This window comes from Kitasatospora sp. NPDC022785 (assembly GCF_055561295.1).
On sequence record NZ_JBVHHB010000023.1, the window covers coordinates 133,741 to 151,522 of the forward strand.

The 17,782-nt window shown below is 72.2% G+C and carries 10 protein-coding genes and 1 rRNA gene; 2 read left to right on the plus strand and 9 right to left on the minus strand.

What is annotated here, in order from left to right:
* Positions 1 to 156: 156 nt before the first annotated feature.
* The 7 genes from ACZ3YO_RS29930 to ACZ3YO_RS29960 form a co-directional block, all read right to left on the minus strand.
* A complete protein-coding gene (locus ACZ3YO_RS29930; protein ID WP_465575427.1) occupies positions 157 to 693 on the minus strand; it encodes a CinA family protein in 537 nt (178 codons plus the stop codon).
* 26 nt (positions 694 to 719) lie between these two features.
* Positions 720 to 1,358 (minus strand): CDP-diacylglycerol--glycerol-3-phosphate 3-phosphatidyltransferase, encoded by a 639-nt coding sequence (gene pgsA / locus ACZ3YO_RS29935; protein WP_465554439.1) that lies wholly within the window; start codon positions 1,356 to 1,358, stop codon positions 720 to 722.
* On the minus strand, positions 1,355 to 2,839 hold the full coding sequence (gene rimO / locus ACZ3YO_RS29940; RefSeq protein WP_465575388.1) for a 30S ribosomal protein S12 methylthiotransferase RimO: 1,485 nt from the start codon (positions 2,837 to 2,839) through the stop codon (positions 1,355 to 1,357). Before rimO ends, pgsA begins: the two co-directional genes overlap by 4 nt.
* 107 nt (positions 2,840 to 2,946) lie before the next feature.
* Positions 2,947 to 3,810, minus strand: a complete 864-nt coding sequence (locus ACZ3YO_RS29945; RefSeq protein WP_465575391.1) for a helix-turn-helix domain-containing protein — start codon at positions 3,808 to 3,810, stop codon at positions 2,947 to 2,949.
* A 264-nt stretch (positions 3,811 to 4,074) separates the two neighbouring features.
* On the minus strand, positions 4,075 to 6,795 hold the full coding sequence (locus tag ACZ3YO_RS29950) for a DNA translocase FtsK (RefSeq protein ID WP_465575393.1): 2,721 nt from the start codon (positions 6,793 to 6,795) through the stop codon (positions 4,075 to 4,077).
* A gap of 127 nt (positions 6,796 to 6,922) precedes the next feature.
* Positions 6,923 to 7,558, minus strand: a complete 636-nt coding sequence (locus ACZ3YO_RS29955; RefSeq protein ID WP_465554445.1) for a response regulator — start codon at positions 7,556 to 7,558, stop codon at positions 6,923 to 6,925.
* A gap of 320 nt (positions 7,559 to 7,878) precedes the next feature.
* Entirely contained in the window at positions 7,879 to 12,393 is a 4,515-nt protein-coding gene (locus ACZ3YO_RS29960; protein ID WP_465575430.1) for a HAMP domain-containing protein, read from the minus strand.
* Between the two features lie 574 nt (positions 12,394 to 12,967).
* Here ACZ3YO_RS29960 and ACZ3YO_RS29965 point away from each other — a divergent pair.
* Both ACZ3YO_RS29965 and ACZ3YO_RS29970 read left to right on the plus strand, forming a co-directional pair.
* On the plus strand, positions 12,968 to 15,529 hold the full coding sequence (locus tag ACZ3YO_RS29965) for a SpoIIE family protein phosphatase (RefSeq protein WP_465575397.1): 2,562 nt from the start codon (positions 12,968 to 12,970) through the stop codon (positions 15,527 to 15,529).
* 361 nt (positions 15,530 to 15,890) lie between these two features.
* Positions 15,891 to 16,454, plus strand: a complete 564-nt coding sequence (locus ACZ3YO_RS29970; RefSeq protein ID WP_465575399.1) for an acetate uptake transporter — start codon at positions 15,891 to 15,893, stop codon at positions 16,452 to 16,454.
* A gap of 130 nt (positions 16,455 to 16,584) precedes the next feature.
* Here the strand turns inward: ACZ3YO_RS29970 and ACZ3YO_RS29975 are convergent, their stop codons facing one another.
* A complete protein-coding gene (locus ACZ3YO_RS29975) occupies positions 16,585 to 17,433 on the minus strand; it encodes a phosphatase PAP2 family protein (protein WP_465575402.1) in 849 nt (282 codons plus the stop codon).
* A gap of 95 nt (positions 17,434 to 17,528) precedes the next feature.
* Positions 17,529 to 17,645: ribosomal RNA gene (gene rrf, locus ACZ3YO_RS29980) — 5S ribosomal RNA — on the minus strand.
* Positions 17,646 to 17,782: the final 137 nt, after the last annotated feature.

Here is a 17,782-nt window from a genome sequence, read left to right on the forward strand (position 1 = left end):
CTCGTTCGCCACCTGGTTTCTGCCCAACCAGGCCCTTGGATGTAACACGATCCTCCAGCTACGCCATACCCGTACGCCAGTTCGGGAGATCTCGGTTCGGTGGAGATCTTGTCGGGCGAAGCCTCTGTGACGCCTCCACAGTGGGTCAGCGACGGGTCAGTGCGTGGGCGCACCGGACGGAAGCCGCCCGACGAGCAGCTCCAGGGCGGCGGTCACCGCCCCGTGACGGATTGTGGCACGCTCCCCCGACAGCCGGGGCGAACTGACCAGACTTCCCCCCGGACCGGCGACCGCGAGGTGTACCGTGCCCACCGGCTGCCCGTCCTGCGGGTCCGGCCCCGCCACCCCGGTCGTGGCCACCCCGTAGGTGGCGCCCAGCAGCCGGCGCACGCCCTCGGCCATCTGCCGTGCCACCACCGGGTGGACCGGCCCGTGAACGGCCAGCAGGCCCTCGTCGACGCCCAGCACCGACGCCTTCAGCTCGGTCGCGTACGCGGTGACCGACCCGCGGAAGGTCGCGGACGCCCCCGGGACGTCCACCAGCGCCGCCGCCAGCAGCCCGCCGGTGAGCGACTCCGCCACCGCCACCGTGCTGCCCTCCCCGCGCAGCGCGGCGTGCGCCTTCACCGCCAGCACGTAGTCCGCCGGGGCAGCCGCCCCGGCGTCCGCCGCGTTGTCCGTCCCGCGCTCCATCCGGCCGTCCACCCCGTGCTCCCCCGTCACCGGCCCGCGCGCTCCGCCGCGATCCCCTCGCGGCGCAGCCGCAGCGCCTGCCCGATGTAGTCCAGCGCGGTGCCGACGGTCAGCAGCACCGCCAGCCCCATCAGCACGGCCCGCCCGGTGGCGAGCCAGCCGGTCAGCACCAGGACGTACATGCCGACCGCGATGCCCTGGGTGAGCGTCTTCAGCTTGCCGCCCCGGCTGGCCGGGATGACCCCGTACCGGATCACCCAGAACCGCATCACGGTGATGCCGAGCTCGCGGGCCAGGATGATCACCGTGACCCACCAGGGCAGGTCGCCCAGCACGGAGAGCCCGATCAGCGCCGCGCCCATGATCGCCTTGTCGGCGATCGGGTCGGCGATCTTGCCGAAGTCGGTGACCAGGCCCTTGCGCCGGGCCAGCTCGCCGTCGAACAGGTCGGTGATCATCGCGACCGCGAACGAGGCCCAGGCCACCGCGCGCCACTTGGGGTCGTGCCCGCCGTCGGCGAAGAGCAGCGCCACGAAGACCGGCACCAGCAGCAGCCGGAGCATCGTGAGCATGTTGGCGATGTTCCAGATCCCCGGCGCCGGCGGCACCGCGGCCGCCGGTCTGCCCGGGTGGGCCGCGGCCGGGGCGCCGGGCCCCTTGGTCATTCCCCGGCTCCCGGGGCCTGGCCGACCCGCACCTGCTCCAGCGCCTCGGCGACCAGGTCGACGCCCTCGCTGGCGACGACCCGGGCCCGGTGGAACTGGCCGATCTCGGGGTTCTCCACGCCCGTGAGCGTGGTGAGGCCGTCCGTCTCGGGAGCCTGGTGGGCGGCGCGGCCCTCGACGAGGTCGCCCTCCACCGACTCGATGAGCACCTCGACCTCGGTGCCGATCCGCTGCTCGGCCCGCTGGGCGGTCATCTCCTCGGCGAGCCGGCTGAGCCGGGCCAGCCGGTCCGCCACCACGTCCTCGGGCAGCTTGCCGTCGTAGGTCGCGGCCTCGGTGCCGTCCTCGTCGGAGTAGCCGAAGACGCCGATCGCGTCCAGGCCGGCGTGGGTGATGAAGCGCTCCAGCTCGGCGAAGTCCTCCTCGGTCTCGCCGGGGAAGCCGACGATGAAGTTGGAGCGGGCGCCGGCCTGCGGGGCCTTGCCACGGATGGTCCCGAGCAGTTCGAGGAACTGGTCGGTGGAGCCGAAGCGGCGCATCCGGCGCAGCACCGCGGGCGCCGAGTGCTGGAACGAGAGGTCGAAGTAGGGCACCACGTCGGTGGTGCCGGTCATCGCGTCGATCAGCCCGGGCCGCATCTCGGCCGGCTGGAGGTAGGAGACCCGGACCCGCTCGACGCCCTCGATCGCGGAGATCTCACCGAGCAGCGTCTCCAGCAGGCGGATGTCGCCGAGGTCCTTGCCGTACGAGGTGTTGTTCTCGCTGACCAGCACCACCTCGCGGACGCCCTGCGAGGCCAGCCACTGGGCCTCCTGGAGCACGTCGGAGGGGCGGCGCGAGATGAACGAGCCGCGGAAGGCCGGGATGGCGCAGAAGGAACATCGCCGGTCGCAGCCGGAGGCGAGCTTCACCGAGGCCACCGGGCTGTCGTCCAGCCGCTTGCGCAGGGTGCGCGGCCCGGAGGCGGGGGCGACGCCCTCGGGGAGGTCCTCCGGCACGGTCTCGGCGGCGCCGTGGCCCGGCAGGGCGACCTCGGTGGCGGCGGCCTGGCGCTCGACCGGGCTCAGCGGCAGCAGCTTGCGGCGGTCGCGCGGGATGTGCGGGGCGTGGTGGCCCCCGGACAGGATGGTCTGGAGGCGGTCGGAGATGTCGGAGTAGTCGTCGAAGCCGAGCACGCCGTCCGCCTCGGGCAGGGCGTCCGCCAGCTCCTTGCCGTACCGCTCGGCCATGCAGCCGACCGCGACGACGGCCTGGGTGCGGCCGTGCCCCTTGAGGTCGTTGGCCTCCAGGAGGGCGTCGACCGAGTCCTTCTTGGCGGCCTCGACGAAGCCGCAGGTGTTGACGACGGCGACGTCGGCGTCGGCGGCGTCGTCGACCAGCAACCAGCCGTCGGCCTCCAGTCGCCCGGCGAGTTCCTCGGAGTCCACCTCGTTGCGGGCGCATCCGAGCGTGACAAGGGCGACAGTACGGCGTTCAGGCATAGGGCCAAGATTAACGCGCGGCCGCCGGGGCCGTTCGCCCCGGAGGCCGCGCGCCCCGGATTACCGGATCTTCACCGGACCTTCGCCGGGCCGGAGCCCGCTCGTGGTCAGCCCGCCTGCGGGTCTCCGGGGGTGTACGTGACGTGCACCACCTGGCCGTTCTTGCCCGCCGGGCCGAGGTCCTTGCCGTTGACGTACACGTGCACGGCACCGGCGTTGCCGATCACCAGCTTGATCTGCTTGGGGTCGGTGAAGGTCTGGTCCTGACCCTCCTCGATGTTGTTCTGGAACAGCGACTTGCCGCTGCCGTCCAGCGCCGAGACCCAGCTGGTGTCCTTCTCGGCGACCAGCTTCACGGTCACCTTGTCGGCCGGGGCGGCCGCGATCGCCGCGACGCTGGGCGCCGGGGCGGGCGGCTGCACGCTCGGCGAGGGCGCCGGGGCGACCGAGCCGGTGCCGGAGCCGCTGGGCAGCGGCGCGCTGGCCGAGCCGGTGGTCGAGCCACCGGTCTTGCCGCTGACCAGGTTGAAACCGATCAGGACGACCACCGCGAAGATCGCGGCGACCATCGCGGCCGTCCAGTTCGGCCGGCCGCGGCCGGGGACCTTGATCGGCCCGCTGTCGATCAGCTGGGTCGGACGCTTGGTGGCCGGGGCGCCGCCGTGCGCGGCGTCGTACCGCGCCACCAGCGCCTCGCCGTCCACGCCGACCGCCCGGGCGATCGAGCGGATGTGGCCACGGGCGTAGAAGTCGCCGCCGCAGCGGGCGAAGTCGTCCTCCTCGATGGCATGCACGATCGGCACCCGCACGCGGGTGGCGGTACTGACCTGGTCCACCGTGAGTCCGGCGTCGATCCGGGCAGCGGACAGCACCCGGCCGATGCTCACGGCATCGGCCGCCTGCTCCGCGCCGCCGGAAGGCTGGGCGGACGACGGGGCGTTATCGCGGTCGGGGGACTTGCCGATGGTCACGGGGCACGCCTTTCGAGCGGATGGCCACCTGCTGGGGAACAGTCTAGGGGCGGGGGCGGATCGTTTCTCAAGCGGAACAGGCCCGAATGCGCACACCCGCCCGAACCAGGTCCCTACCGGCCACTGACCGGTCGTCAGGGCGGGGGCCGCCGTTCACCGAGGCCGTCCCTTTCCGCCCTGTGACGCCGTGTGCGTACGTTCGGTTCCGCTCCTCGCGCCTACCCTCCTCCGAACGAGTGAACACCCGCCGGAGGCACGGAGCGGTCAGCCGCGGATGCCGACGATCACACCGTCCAGCTCGTCCGGTTTCACCAGCACGTCGCGGGCCTTGGAGCCCTCGCTCGGGCCGACGATCCCGCGCGACTCCATCAGGTCCATCAGCCGGCCGGCCTTGGCGAAGCCGACCCGGAGCTTGCGCTGGAGCATCGAGGTCGAGCCGAACTGGGTGGAGACGACCAGCTCCGCGGCCTGGATCAGCAGGTCCAGGTCGTCGCCGATCTCCTCGTCGATCTCCTTCTTCGGCCCGCCGCCGACCGTGACGTCGTCCCGGTAGACGGCCGTCAGCTGGTCCTTGCAGTGCTGGACGATCGCGGCGATCTCCGCCTCGGTGACGAACGCGCCCTGCATCCGGATCGGCTTGCTCGCACCCATCGGCAGGAAGAGCGCGTCACCCTTGCCGATCAGCTTCTCGGCGCCCGGCTGGTCCAGGATGACCCGCGAGTCGGCCATCGCCGAGGTCGCGAACGCCAGCCGGGAGGGCACGTTGGCCTTGATCAGACCGGTGACCACGTCCACCGAGGGCCTCTGGGTCGCCAGGACCAGGTGGATGCCGGCGGCCCGGGCGAGCTGGGTGATCCGGACCACCGAGTCCTCGACGTCGCGCGGGGCGACCATCATCAGGTCGGCCAGCTCGTCGACGATCACCAGCAGGTACGGGTACGGCTTCAGCTCGCGCTCGCTGCCGAGCGGCGGGGTGACCCTGCCGGCCTTCACCGCCGCGTTGAAGTCGTCCACGTGCCGGAACCCGTACGCGGCGAGGTCGTCGTAGCGCAGGTCCATCTCGCGCACCACCCACTGGAGGGCCTCGGCGGCCTTCTTGGGGTTGGTGATGATCGGCGTGATCAGGTGCGGGATGCCCTCGTACGCGGTCAGCTCGACCCGCTTCGGGTCGACCAGGACCATCCGGACCTCGTCCGGGGTGGCCCGGGCCAGCACCGAGGTGATCAGGCAGTTGATACAGGACGACTTGCCCGCGCCGGTCGCGCCGGCCACCAGGATGTGCGGCATCTTGGCGAGGTTGGCCATCACGGTGTGGCCCTCGACGTCCTTGCCCATGCCGACGACCATCGGGTGGGTGTCCTCGGCGGCCGTGCGCGAACGCAGCAGGTCGCCGAGGTTGACCATCTCGCGATCCCGGTTGGGGATCTCGATGCCGACCGCGGACTTGCCCGGGATCGGGCTGATGATCCGGACGTCCGGGCTGGCCACCGCGTACGCGATGTTCTTGCCGAGCGCGGTGATCCGCTCCACCTTCACGGCAGGGCCCAGCTCGACCTCGTACCGGGTGACCGTCGGGCCGCGGGTGAAGCCGGTGACCCGGGCGTCCACCTTGAACTCGCCGAAGGTGCTGGTGAGCTGCGCCACCACCTCGTCGTTGAGGGCGCTGCGTGCCTTGGCCGGGCCGCCGCGCTCCAGCAGGTCGAGCGGGGGCAGCGCGTAGGTGATGCCCTCGGAGAGCTGGAGCTGCTCCATCCGCACCGGCGCCGGGGCGTGCTCCTCGGGTGCTCCCGGGCCGGCGGCGGCGCTGCGGGCGGCGGGGACGGCGGGCTCCTCCGGCGGGGCGGTGCGGTCCTGCACCTGGTGCATCATGTCCGCCACCGCGGAGGAGGCGGGCACGCCGTAGACCAGGGCGCCGTCCAGGTCGGCGGCGGCGCCCGCGGCGAGGTCCCGGGTGGCGTACGGGTCCTCCAGGTCCTTGACGAACGGATCCTTGGCGAACGGGTCCCCGTCCGGCGTCCCGGAGGCGGCCTCCGGGTCGTCCGGCTGCCTGCGCCGGCGGCGGCGCCGGCGAGCGGCCACCTCGTCCTGCGGGGTGTCGCCGTCGGTGTCCACGGTGAAGGGCAGCGCCGACGGGTCGGCGTCCTCCGGCGGCTCGGTGGAGAGCTCGCGCTCCGGCGTGCGCCCGTCGGTGAACCGGTCCTCCGGGCCGGGCTCGACCACGCCGAGCCGCACCCCGGCCGCGCGCAGCCGCTCGGGGATCCGGTTGACCGGGGTGGCGGTGGTCACCAGCAAGCCGAAGAAGGCCAGCAGCAGCAGGAGCGGCACCGCGAGCGGCGGTCCGGCGGCGGCCATCATCGGGGTCGACACGGCCCAGCCGACGATGCCGCCGGCCGCCCTTATCCGGGTCGCGCCGCTGCCCATCATGGGCGCGCCGCAACCGATGTGGACCAGGCCGAGGACACCGACCACCAGCGCGCTGAGGCCGATCATGATCCGCCCGTTGGCCTCCGGCAGCTCCGGGTGGCGCATCAGCCGGATCCCGACCGCCGCCAGCAGGAACGGCACCAGCACGTCGAGGCGGCCGAACAACCCGGAGACCACGTTGGTGGCCGCCTCGCCGAGCCAGCCCTGCGGGCTGAACCAGGTGCCGGCCGCGGTGACCAGCGCCAGCGCGAGCAGCAGCAGGCCGACGCCGTCCTTGCGGTGGGCCGGATCCAGGTTCTTGGCGCCGTCGCCGAAGCCGCGGAAGACCGCTCCGACCGCGTGCGCGAGGCCGAGCCAGACGGCCAGGACGGCGCGGAAGAGTATCGGCCGCGGCGGGGGCGGCGGCGCCGGAGCGGGCTTGGCCGGGGCCTTCCTCGCCGGGGCGGCCTTCTTGGCGGCCGTCTTCTTTGCGGGCGGCTTGGCCGGAGCCTTCGCCGCGGCCTTCTTGGACGGTCCCGGACTCGAACTGCGTGCCGCGCTTCCGGGCGTACGTGTGGCCATGGCTCAGCAGCCTACCGGGGCAGGCCGACTGTGCCCACGCGCTCGGTACGAGGCGCCCGGACGTGTCGCAGACACACCGTCACGCTGATCCGGTTTCACCCGGACGGGGCAGACGGGCGCCTGCCGGCTACTCCACGCCGGGGCGCAGCGCGTCCAGCGCCCTGCGCAGGCCCGCCAGCTTCCGCTCCAGGTGCGCCGCGGTGGCGGCGACCCCGCCGTCCTCGGCGCCGTCCAGCTGCTTGGCCAGCGCCTCGGCCTGCTCCTCCACCGACGCCAGCCGCGCCGACAGCTCGCCCAGCAGCGCACCGCCGATGGCCTGCTGCTCGCCGCCCGCCTCCAGTTGCAGGCGCAGCAGTGCGGCCTGCTCCCTGAGCTGGCAGTTCTTCATGTAGAGGTCGACGAAGACCGACACCTTGGCGCGCAGCACCCACGGGTCGAAGGGCTTAGAGATGTAGTCCACCGCGCCGGCCGCGTAGCCGCGGAAGGTGTGGTGCGGCCCGTGGTTGATCGCGGTCAGGAAGATGATCGGGATGTCCCGGGTGCGCTCGCGCCGTTTGATGTGCGCGGCCGTCTCGAAGCCGTCCATGCCGGGCATCTGGACGTCGAGCAGGATCACCGCGAAGTCGTCGGTGAGCAGCGCCTTGAGCGCCTCCTCGCCGGAGGCCGCGCGCACCAGCGTCTGGTCCAGCGCGGAGAGGATCGCCTCCAGCGCCAGAAGGTTCTCCGGCCGGTCGTCGACCAGGAGGATCTTCGCCTTCTGCATTACGGCCCGCCCTCCTGTTGCCTGCCTGCCTGGGGAAGGCACCCGCGTACTGCCCACCATTACCCCGGTCATGCTAGCCGCACCCCCTCGCCCGGCACACCGCTCCGTCAGGATGTGATCCGCAGCAGTGTGCACCCAGTGCCCCGGCGCACGCTCAGCAGCGAGTCGCCGTCCGGTCACTGTTCGCAACGATCGGTGACCCTACCCGGTTCCCGCCCCTCCCCGCCAGCAAACGGCCCGCCCGCGGGCGTGAACGCCGGAGCGGGCCGGCAGCTGCACGCCCCCGCCGGTCGTCCCGGGCCGGCGGGGCCCCGCGGCGGCTATCCCTTCCGGACCGTGAGCCACTCGTGCATCACCGTCAGCAGGTGGTCGGTCTCGACCGGCTTGGTGATGTGGTCGGTGGCCCCGGCCTCCAGGGACTTCTCCCGGTCGCCCTTCATCGCCTTGGCGGTCAGCGCGATGATCGGCAGGCCGGCGAACTGGGGCATCCGGCGGATCGCCTCGGTCGTCGCGTAGCCGTCCATCTCCGGCATCATGATGTCCATCAGGACCAGCGCGACGTTCTCGTGCTGCTCCAGCATCTCGATGCCCTCGCGGCCGTTCTCCGCGTAGAGGACGGTCAGGCCGTGCTGCTCCAGGACGCTGGTGAGCGCGAAGACGTTGCGGACGTCGTCGTCCACGATCAGCACCTGCTGGCCGTCGAAGCGGGCGTCCACCCGTCCGCCCGGGCGGGCGACGGGGCCGACGGCCGGCGGGCGGCCCTCGACGGAGGTCTCCAGGGCGGCGGCACGGCGGCGTTCGACGGCGCCCCGGCGGCGCTCCTCGGCGAGTTCGCGGACCTCCTGGGCCCAGTGGTCGGCCGGGTTCTCGCCGACCGGGACGGGCGTGCCGGCCGGCGTCACGCCGACGGCGGCGCGCACCGCCGGGGTGTTCGGGGCCGGCAACGGCACACCGCCCGGGGTGTCCGCGCCCTCGGTGCGCAGCGGCAGGTAGAGGGTGAAGGTGGAACCCCTGCCCAGCTCGCTCTCGGCGTGGATCTCGCCGCCGAGCAGGCGGGCGATCTCCCGGCTGATCGAGAGCCCGAGGCCGGTGCCGCCGTACTTGCGGCTGGTGGTGCCGTCGGCCTGCTTGAACGCCTCGAAGATCTCCCGCAGCTTGTTGCCGGGGATGCCGATGCCGGTGTCGGAGACGGAGAAGGCGATCAGCTCGTCGTCCGGGCCCTGGATCGCGCCGGCCTCCAGCAGCCGTTCCCGGACGTGCTGCGGGACGTCGGCGCCGGCCTGGCTGATCGAGAAGTCGACCGCCCCCGCGTCGGTGAACTTGACCGCGTTGGAGATCAGGTTGCGCAGCACCTGCTGGAGCCGCTGCTCGTCGGTGTGCAGGGTGACCGGCAGCGCGGGCGAGACCCGGACGGCGAAGTCGAGGCTCTTGTCCAGCGCGACCGGCTGGAAGGTGGCCTCCACGTAGTCGACCAGCTGGACGAGGGCGATTCTGGCCGGTCGGACGTCCATCTTGCCCGCCTCGACCTTGGAGAGGTCGAGGATGTCGTTGATCAGCTGGAGCAGGTCGGAACCGGCGCCGTGGATGGTGTCGGCGAACTCGACCTGCTTGGGCGAGAGGTTGCCCTCGTTGTTGTCCGAGAGCAGCTTGGCCAGGATCAGCAGCGAGTTGAGCGGGGTGCGCAGCTCGTGCGACATGTTGGCGAGGAACTCGCTCTTGTACCGGGAGGCGAGGGCGAGCTGCTCGGCGCGCTCCTCCAGGACCTGCCGGGCCTCCTCGATCTCGCTGTTCTTGATCTCGATGTCACGGTTCTGCTGGGCGAGCTGCGAGGCCTTCTCCTGCAACTCCTCGTTGGTCCGCTCCAGTTCCTCCTGGCGCGCCTCCAACTCGGCGGACCGCATCGAGAGTTCGGCGGTCAGCCGCTGGGACTCCAGCAGCAGGCCCTCGGTCTTCGTGTTGACGCTGATGGTGTTGACGGTGACGCCGATCAGGTCGGCGATCTGGTTGAGGAAGTCCAGCGCGACGGTGGTGAAGGAGCTGAACGTGGCCAGCTCGATCACGCCCAGCAGCCGGCCCTCGAACAGCACCGGCAGCACCACGATGTGGGCCGGCGAGGCCTCGCCGAGGCCCGAGGCGATCTTGAGGTATCCGGGCGGCGCCTCCTTGAGGATGATCGCCCGCTTCTCCACCGCCGCCTGGCCGATCAGCGACTCGCCGGGCCGGAAGATGGTCGGCATCGCCCGCCGCTGGTAGCCGTAGCTGCCGATCAGCCGCAGCACGGTGTCGTTCTCGTCGTCGTCCTCGGTGATCAGCTCGGCGGTGCGGCCGGCCGGCTGGGCGAGGAAGAAGGCGCCGTGCTGGGCGGAGACCACCGGCGTCAGCTCGGTCATGATCAGCGACGCGACCGCCTCCAGGTCCCGGCGGCCCTGCAGCAGGCCGGAGATCCGGGCCAGGTTGGTCTTCAGCCAGTCCTGTTCCTGGTTGGTACGGGTGGTCTCGCGCAGGTTGGCGATCATCTGGTTGATGTTGTCCTTGAGCTCGTCGAGCTCGCCGGCGGCGTCCACGTCGATCCGCAGGCTCAGGTCGCCCCTGGTCACGGCGGTGGCGACCTGCGCGATCGCACGCACCTGCCGGGTCAGGTTGTTGGCCAGCTCGTTCACCGACTCGGTGAGGTCCTGCCAGGTGCCGTCCACGCCGGGGACGCGGGCCTGACCGCCGAGCCGCCCGTCGGTGCCCACCTCGCGGGCCACCCGGGTCACCTCGTCGGCGAACGCCGACAGCTGGTCGACCATGGTGTTGATGCTGGTCTTGAGCTCCAGGATCTCGCCGCGCGCGTCCACGTCGATCTTCTGCGAGAGGTCGCCGCGGGCCACCGCCGTGATCACCAGCGCGATGTTGCGGACCTGGCCGGTCAGGTTGTTGGCCATCAGGTTGACGTTGTCGGTCAGGTCCTTCCAGATGCCGGCCACGCCCGGCACCCCGGCCTGGCCGCCCAGGATGCCGTCGGTGCCGACCTCGCGGGCGACCCTGGTCACCTCCACGGCGAAGGCGGAGAGCTGGTCCACCATCGTGTTCAGGGTGCCGGCCAGCGCCGCGACCTCGCCCTGCGCCTCGATGTCGATCTTCTTGGAGAGGTCGCCGCGGGCCACCGCGGTGGCGACCTCGGCGATGTTGCGGACCTGGCTGGTCAGGTTGGACGCCATGAAGTTGACGTTGTCGGTCAGGTCCTTCCAGATGCCCGACACCCCCCGCACCCGGGCCTGGCCGCCCAGGATGCCCTCGGTGCCCACCTCGCGGGCCACCCGGGTCACCTCGTCGGCGAACGCCGACAGCTGGTCGACCATGGTGTTGACGGTGGTGACCAGCTCCAGGATCTCGCCGCGGGCATCGACGGTGATCTTCTTGGAGACGTCGCCGCGCGCGACCGCCGTGGTCACCTCGGCGATGTTGCGGACCTGGCTGGTCAGGTTGTTGGCCATCAGGTTGACGCTGTTGGTCAGGTCCTTCCAGGTGCCGGAGACCCCCGGCACGCTCGCCTGGCCGCCGAGGATGCCCTCGGTGCCGACGTCCCGGGCGACCCTGGTCACCTCATCGGCGAAGGCCCCCAGCTGGTCCACCATCGTGTTGATGGTGTTCTTGAGTTCGAGGATCTCTCCCCGCGCGTCCACCTGGATCTTCTGCGACAGGTCTCCCTTGGCGACCGCCGTCGTCACCTGGGCGATGTTGCGCACCTGATCGGTGAGGTTGTTCGCCATGAAGTTGACGTTGTCGGTCAGATCACGCCACACACCGGCCGCGCCGGGCACCTGCGCCTGGCCCCCCAGCCGCCCCTCGGTGCCGACCTGGCGGGCCACCCGGGTCACCTGCTCGGCGAACCCGGAGAGCTGGTCCACCATCGTGTTGATGGTGTTCTTCAGCTCCAGGATCTCGCCCCGCGCGTCCACCTCGATCTTCTGCGAGAGGTCCCCGCGCGCCACGGCCGTCGTCACCTGGGCGATGTTGCGCACCTGGCCGGTCAGGTTGTCGGCCATGAAGTTGACCGAGTCGGTCAGGTCCCGCCAGACCCCGGCGACGCCCGGCACCTGCGCCTGACCGCCGAGGCGGCCCTCGGTGCCCACGTCCCGGGCCACCCTGGTCACCTGCGCGGCGAAGCCGTTGAGCTGGTCCACCATCGTGTTGACGGTGTTCTTCAGCTCCAGCATCTCGCCGGCCACCTCGACCGTGACCTTGCGCGACAGATCGCCCTTGGCCACCGCCGTCGTCACCTGGGCGATGTTGCGCACCTGCGCGGTCAGCCGGCCGGCCATGGTGTTGACCGAGTCCGCCAGGTCCTTCCAACTGCCCGAGACGCTGCGCACCTTGGCCTGGCCGCCGAGCTTGCCCTCGGTGCCGACCTCGATCGCGACCCTGGTCACCTCGTCGGTGAACTCGGAGAGCTGGTCCACCAGGCCGTTGACCGTCCGGCCGATCTTCAGGTACTCGCCGCGCAACGGGTGGCTCACCCCGTTGCTGTGCAGCGAGCGCAGCTCCATCTTCTGGTCGAGGTCGCCCTCGGCGATCGAGGCCAGCACCCGGCCCACCTCGGCCATCGGCCGGGCCAGGTCGTCGATCAGCGCGTTGCAGTTGTCGACGGCGGCCATCCAGGCGCCCTCGCCGGCGCCGGTCTCCAGCCGCTCGTTCAGCCGGCCCTCACGGCCCACCGCCCGCCGCACCCGTGCCAGTTCTCCGGTCAGGTGCTGGTTGCGCTCCGCAACCTCGTTGAACACCGCGGCGATCTCGGCCAGCGGCCCGTCGCCCGGCACCGTCAGCCGGCGGCGGAAGTTTCCGTCCCGCATCGCGGTCAGCGCGGCCAGCAGCTTGCGCAGCTCGGCCGGCTCGGCTCCCCGGTTGTGGTTCGCTCGCCGGCCGGCCGCGCTCCGCGGCGCGGCCCCGGACCGCGCACCACGCTGGGCGGGCGGCGTCGTACCGGTTGCGTCCTTGGTGGCCGAACTCAACGGGCCCCTCCCAGATCGTGAACTGTCCGGTGACCGGCCGCGCCCCCGTCCGGGGCCCGGAACCGGACACCGGCCCGGCGCAACTGCGTCCCCGCGGACCTCGTGGCCCACCGGAACCCACACGACCGTACTGCTCCGACCGGCCGCCGCGGACCCCCCAGTCTGGCAGGACTTGCGGCGGGTATACGGCCGGTTGCGCTCGGTTGGTGCCGACCCGGTGGAAACAGGTGGGCAGAATCACCCTCAGGTGCCTGTTTCGCCGCCCCGCCCCCACGGGGAACCAACCGGAAAGTAGGGTGGAGCGCTGCACCGGGCCACGACCCGACCCAGCGCCGCCGCTCACCCCGCCGGCGCGCACGGGGATGTCGGCGCCGCACCCGGACAGCCAGGGCCAGAGCAGAGGAGAAGTGGCAACGTGGTCACCGCGCGCGCAGCCGCCACCTTCGAACCCGTCGGCCGGTCGGCCGGCGCCGCCCGCTCCTTCGTCCGGGACGCCCTGCTGGGCTGGGGCCTGCCCGAAGTCGTCGACGACGCCGTCGTGCTGGTCAGCGAACTCGTCACCAACGCCGTCGTGCACGCCGGCACCGCCGCCGAGGTCTGCTGCCTGCGCGAGGACGGAACCGTCCGGATCGAGGTCACCGACCACCACCCCGAACGCGGCCTGCCGTCCTTCGCCGACGTCCCCGTCACCGCCTCCGAGCGCTACGCCGACCCCGACGGCGAGGGCGGCCGCGGCCTGTTGATGTGCTCCGCCCTGGCCGAACGCTGGGGCGTCGAGTACTCGGCCGGCCGCAAGACCGTCTGGTTCCGCCTCGCCCTGCCCGCCCACGTCGCCGGCACCCGCTACGCCGTCCCCGCCACACCGGGCGGCGAACTGCCCAGCAGCACCGGCCCGGTGCACGTCGCCGTGGTCCAACTCGACGACGACGGCTGCGTCCTCGCCTGGAACCCCGACGCCGAGGCGCTCTTCCGGCACCCCGCCGACGCCGTCCTCGGCCGCCCCTGGGCCGACCTCGCCGTCTGGCCGCAGGGCCCCGGCACCGGCCTCGGCCTGGCCGCGACACTGCGGCTGGCCCGCTGGGAGGGCAGCTACGGCCTGCGCCACGCCGAGGGCGGCACCGTCGAGGTGTACGGCCTGCAGGTCCGCATCCGCGACACCGACGGCACCCCGTCCACCCTCTGTCTGCTCGTCCTGGACACCGACCGGGCGGTACTCCGCTCCCCCGCCCGCGCGCTGCCCGGCGACAAGGCCGACCAGGCCGCCGGCCGGCTCGACCTGCTCGCCGGCCCCACCTCCGCGGACGACCTCGACACCCTGCTGCAGCGCACCGTCGAACGCGCCCGCGACCTGCTCGACGCCGACGCCGCCTACGTCCTGCTCACCACCGAGGACGAGACCGAGTTCGAGGTCCGCGCCGCCACCGGCCTCACCACCGGCCACCGCCGGCACAGCCGCTTCCCCGTCGAGACCGGCAACCGCTACGACTCCGCCCGGCTGCCCTCCGTCCACGAGGACCTCGCCACCCGCCCGACCGGCCTCGCCCTGCTCACCGGCAGCGGCCTGCGCTCCCTGCTCACCGTCCCGCTCAAGGTCGAGGGCCGGCTGATCGGTTCGCTCGGCATCGCCGCCGCCGCACCCGGCCGGTACGACAACGAGGACGCGCTGCGCCTGCAGTTCGCCGCCGACCGCGTCGCGCTCGCCGTCGAGAGCACCAGACTCTCCGAGCTGGACCGGCTGCGGCGCGGCTCGCTCTCCTTCCTCGTCGAGGCCTCCGACCTGCTGGCCGGCACCCTGGAGCACGAGCAGACGCTCGCCCTGATGGCCCAGATGGCCGTCCCCACCCTCGCCTCCTGGTGCGCCGTCTACACCAACGGCGACCACGGCGCCGCGGCCTCGCTCGCCTTCGTCCTGCACGAGGACGAGGACCGCATCGACCCGCTGCGCGCCCTGCTCGACAAGACCCCCGCCCCGGAGTCCGGCCCCACCCACGGCGTCCGCTTCTGGGCCGGCCCAGCCGACACCGCCCGGGCCGGCGGGCTGACCGACAGCCCCGAACTCTCCGGCCTGCTCGGCGAGACCGTCGTCCTGCCGCTCACCGCCCGCAACCGCGTCATCGGCCTGCTCGCACTCGGCGTCCCGGCCGGCGTCCGGTTCCGCCAGGAGATCCTGGAGCTCGCCGAGGACCTCTCCCGCCGGGCGGCCCTCGCGCTCGACAACTCCCGCCTCTACTCCGAGCGCACCGCCACCAGCCAGGCCCTCCAGCGCAGCCTGCTACCGCCGGACCTGCCCGAGATCCCCGGCGTCGAGGTGGACGTCTACTACCAGGCCGCCGGCGAGGGCAACGAGGTCGGCGGCGACTTCTACGACCTCTTCACCATCCGCGAGGGCACCTACGGCTTCGCCATCGGCGACGTCTGCGGCACCGGCCCCGAGGCGGCCTCCGTCACCGGTCTCGCCCGGCACTCGCTGCGCCTGCTCGCCCGCGAGGGGCTGGACGCCCCGCAGGTCCTCAGCCGGCTCAACGCGGCCATCCTGGACGAGGGTTCGCGCAGCCGCTTCCTCACCCTCCTGTACGGCGAGCTGACGCCCCGCCCGGACGGCAGCACCGAACTGTCGCTGGTCTGCGCCGGCCACCCGCTGCCGCTGCGCCTGCGCACCGACGGCCAGGTCGACCGGGCCGCCACCCCGCAGCCGCTACTCGGAGTGATGGACGAACTCGACCTCACCGCCGAGCACTTGGTGCTCGCGCCCGGCGAGGTCCTGCTCTGCGTCACCGACGGCGTGACCGAACGCCGGGAGGGCCTGCGGATGCTGGGCGACGACGGCCTCGCCGAGGTGCTCACCGGCTGCACCGGGCTGACGGCGGGCGCGGTGGCCCTGCGGGTGCAGCGGGCGGTCGAACGGTTCGCCCCGGAGCCGCCGTCCGACGACATGGCCATCCTGACCCTGCGGGTGCCGTCCCAACGCGTGGGCTGAGCGCTGTCGCGCCGGGCCGGGCGCCGGCGCCCGTGAGCTGCGCACCGATGCGTCCGGGTTGAGCACTGCTGCCCGTACGGGGATGGCGTGGAGGCCAACCGTGAGCGTTCCACGGCTGACGGCGCCACAAATTGTGCGATTCACAAGGGTACAAGCTCGTTCGGCCGGGTACACCGATCTCACCGGGGAATCCCCCGGAGGGGACACGACCAGCGGTTCCGCCGCTGGACCGTCATTCTGACCGCAGCCGTCGCACGCTCCAGCCGTGCGCCCTCGGCGCGGTCGCGCGCATCCACCTCATCGAACATCCCTCGTGCGGTCGACCGCGCCCTGCGCGCGCCCAGAGTGAAAGGAGCCTCCGGTGAGCAACGAAGCTTCCGGGGCACAGCACGCCCGTTCCACCGGTGCCGACGCGGGTAACCTCGGTTACCTCGCCCTCGGCCTGACTCTCCTCGCCTACGGTCTTCTCTCCACCGGCATCCTCAGCGGCACCGGGGTCGGGGACTCGGCACATCTCGCCCACCTCCTCGGCGGCATCACCCTGTTCATCGCCGGCCTCTGGCAGCTCCGCAGCGGCGAGGGCTTCACCGGCACCGCCTTCACCGGCCTCGGCGCCTTCTGGGCCACCTGGTCGGCGGCCGGCGGGGCCGGCAAGAACGCGGCCGGTCTGTTCCTGCTGCTGTGGGCCCTGCTCGCCCTCACCCTCACCGCCGCCAGCTGGAACGCAGGCCTGTTCAGCCGCGCTGTCTACGGTCTGCTGACCGTCTCGCTGGTGCTCTCCGCCTTCGCCACCTTCAACACCTCCGGCGGCCTCGCCAAGTTCGCCGGCTGGGTCGCCGCGGCCTCCGGGCTCGTCGCCTGGTACTGGGCCACCGCCTCGCTGACCAACAGCGCATGGGGCCGGGCCGTACTGCCGGTCAAGTAAGGACGGGTCAGGCAACGTCCGGGCACGCAGGGTCCGGGCAGGCAGGGTCCGGGCAGGCAGGGCCGACACCGCAACGCACGTGGGCCGGCCTCCCCCGCGGGGAGGCCGGCCCACCGACGTGTCCGTCCGGCTAACCGCGCGTGCCCGCCCGCTCCCCGGCCGGCACGTCGGCCGCTGCCGGCCCGGTCCGGGCCGCCCGACGGACCCGCCGGCGGGCGAAGGCCGCCTGGGCGGCGTAGGCGAAGAGCAGGATCGCGACGGCGACCAGACCGTCCGCCCAGAAGTGGTTGGCCGTGACCACCACGACCGCGACGGTCAGCACCGGGTGCAGCACCACCAGCCAGCGGAGCGAACTCGTCGACACCCTGATCACCGCCACCGCGGCCAGCACGCACCAGGCCACGTGTACCGACGGCATCGCCGAGAGCTGCGCGGCGACCACCACCCCGCCGACCGCGCCCCCGTAGACCGACTGCCCGTACTCCGCGGCCACGTCGACGAAGCCGCTCTGCGGCAGCATCCGGGGCGGCGCCACCGGGATGAACTGCACGGCGAGGCAGACCGCCGTCGTGATCACCACGGTGTTCCGCACCCACGCGTACCGCTCGCGGTGCCGCACGAAGACCCAGGCGAGGACGGCGATCATCACGGCGAAGTGCATCGCGGCGTAGTAGTAGTTCGCCGCCTTCACCACCACCGGGTACGGCGTCACCGCCGCCTGCCAGGACGCCTCGTCCGGCAACCCGACCGCCAGCTCCGTCCGGTGGATCCAGCTCGCCCGGTCCAGCGCGTGCTCGGTGCTCATCAGGGACAGGTGTCCGACCAGCTGCCAGAGCGCGAACAGCGCGAGCAGCGTGCCGGCCTCCCGCAGCAACGCCGGCAACGGGCCGCGCCGCCACCTGGACGCCGCGTACGAACCCCCGTAAAGAGCGACCGCGGTGCCCCCGGCGGACTGCCAGGTAAGGGTCAGGTTCTGCAACGGTTCGCGCCTTCCGCCAAGCCGGGGTGTGCTGGCAGAGACGTTAACGCAAAAAGACCCCCTTCCGTCCGGAAGGGGGTCTTTTTGGAATGATTGTTCGGCGGCGTCCTACTCTCCCACAGGGTCCCCCCTGCAGTACCATCGGCGCTATGAGGCTTAGCTTCCGGGTTCGGAATGTAACCGGGCGTTTCCCTCACGCTATGACCACCGAAACACTATGAAACTGTCGGCCGCACCACGACAGGCCATGTCGTGGGGTCGTTGTTTCAGAACAACACAGTGGACGCGAGCAACTGAGGACAAGCCCTCGGCCTATTAGTACCGGTCAACTCCACCCCTCACAGGGCTT